Source organism: Mesorhizobium sp. M1E.F.Ca.ET.063.01.1.1, from assembly GCF_003998155.1.
GTDB lineage: Bacteria > Pseudomonadota > Alphaproteobacteria > Rhizobiales > Rhizobiaceae > Mesorhizobium.
This window is the reverse complement of sequence record NZ_RZSC01000865.1, coordinates 1-2,294: the sequence shown is the minus strand read 5'-3', so window position 1 is coordinate 2,294 and position 2,294 is coordinate 1. Positions and strand designations below refer to the sequence as shown.

Genomic DNA, 2,294 nt, shown 5'->3' with positions numbered 1-2,294 from the left:
GCGACGGCAGCGTCATGATATGCGCGACGACGAACCATGCCGCGACGCCGCCGGCGGCCAGCGCGAACAGCGCCGTCGCAAGGCCGATCAGCATATATTCCAGCGAGAAGGCGGCGATCAGCGTTTTCCGCGTTGCGCCGAGCGTCTTCAGCACCACGGCGTCGTGGATGCGCGCCCGGTTGCCGGCGGCCAAAGCGCCGGAGAGCACCAGCACCGAGGCGATCAGCGCCACGCCGGCGGCGGCGCGGATCGCCGTGCCCAACTGCGCGACCAGCCGGTTGACGATGTCGAGCGCGTCCTTGACCCGGACCGTCGTCACCGCCGGAAAGGCGCGGGTGACCGCGTTGAGCAGCCGGGCATCGTCGGCCGTGGCGGCACCTTTGTCGGTCAGCGTCGCCAGCCAGCCATGCGGCGCGCCGGCGAACGTGTTGGGCGAGAACACCATGACGAAATTGATGCCCATGGTTTCCCACTCGACCTGGCGGAAACTGGCGATCTTCGCCGTCACGTTGCGGCCGAGCACATTGACGGTGACCGTGTCGCCGAGCTTCAGCCCGATCGCCTTGCCTTCCTCCGCGGAGAACGACACCAGCGGCTCGCCGGAATAGTTCTGCGGCCACCACGCGCCTTCAGTCAGCGTGGCGTTTTCCGGCTGCTTGGCGTCATAGGTCAGCCCTCGGTCGCCGCGCAGCACCCAGGCGCCTTCCGCCGGGATCGTCACCTTGTCGACGTCGATGCCGTTGAGCGCCATGATCCGGCCGCGCAGCATCGGAACCTTGACCAGCGTCCCATGCGGCGCCTCCTTTCCGACCAGGGCGGCGAAGGCATCGACATCGCCGCCCTGGATGTCGACGAAGAAGAAGTTGGGCGCCCGCTCCGGCAGGCTGCCTGAGATCTGCCGTCTGAGATTCCCGTCGATCAGCGCCAGCGTCACCAGCAGCGTCAGGCCGAGCCCGAGCGACAGCACGACCGACGGCGTCAGCGCGCCGGGACGGTGGATGTTGCCAAGCGCGAGCCGAAGCGACACGAACCGCACGCGGGGGCTCCGGCTGGCTACCCATTGCACCAGCGCCGCCACCAGCCGCAGCACCAGGAAAGCGAAGACCGTGGCGCCGACGAAGATCGAGGCGATGCGACGATCGTCGGCCGAAAGGATGGCCAAAGCCGCCAGCGCGAGCACGATCGCGAGTGCGGCGCCCGCATAAGGCAGACGTGGCAGGCCGCGGCTTTCAAAGCCCATCTCGCGAAACAGCGCTGTCGCCGGCACGTCGCGCGCTCGCCCGAGCGGCAGGAGCGCGAAGGCCAGCGTCACCAGCAGGCCGAACAGCGCCGCGAGCGCGAGCGCGCTCGCGTAGAACCCGCCTTCCGCGGGCACCGGAATGACCGATTGCAAAAGAGTGCTCGCCACGAACGGCATCGCGGCGCCCAGGATCAGGCCGAGCACGATGCCGAGGCCGGCAATCAAGAGGATCTGCACGAGATAGACAGTGAAGACGAAACCGCCGGAGGCGCCGAGGCTTTTGAAGGTGGCGATGACGCCGCGCTTGCCGTCGAGATAGGCGCGCACCGCATTCGCCACGCCGACGCCGCCGACCACCAGCGCGGTCAGCCCGACCAGGGTCAGGAACTGCGAGAAGCGCTCGATGTTGGACGAGAGCGCGGGTGCGGCGTTGCTGCGAGTGCGGATCGACCAGCCGGCCTGCGGAAATTCCTTTGCCGCCTCGGCCTGGATTTCCTTGATCCGCGCCTCTGACGCGCCGTCGGGCAGCCGCACCTTGTAGGCGTTCTCGACCAGGCTGCCGGGCTGAACCAGTCCGGACGCGGCAAGCCCTTCGCTCGAGATCATCAGCCGCGGCGCGAAGCCAAAGCCGTCCGAGATCGCGTCAGGCTCGTTGACCAGCCTGGCCCTCAGCTCGAAAGTGGCGCTGCCAAGCTTCAGCCGGTCGCCGATATGGAGATTGAGGCGATCGAACAACAGATCGGGGGCGGCGGCGCCGAAGATGCCGGACCTCTCGCCGAACAGCTCTTTTCTCGGCAGCGGCGGGTCTGTCTCCAGTGTGCCGTAAAGCGGATAGCCGTCATCGACCGCCTTGGCCTCGACCAGCGCCTGGTCCGAGCCGTCCTCGAGCCGCGCCATCGAGCGCATGCCCGAATTCAGGGACACCGTGCCCAGACTGTCGAGGAAGCCGAGCTCGGCATTGGAAGCGCTGCGCTGGTTGATCTGGAAGCGCAGATCGCCGCCGAGCAGCGTCTGGCCCTGATTGGCGACGCCGGCGGTGATCGCCTGCGCCACC

General features: G+C 68.0%; 1 protein-coding gene. It reads right to left on the bottom strand.

Features of this window, described 5'->3' with window-relative positions; translation table 11 throughout:
• The coding region (locus EOA29_RS33535; RefSeq protein ID WP_145969953.1) for an ABC transporter permease at window positions 1–2,294 on the bottom strand (2,294 nt) is incomplete at both ends.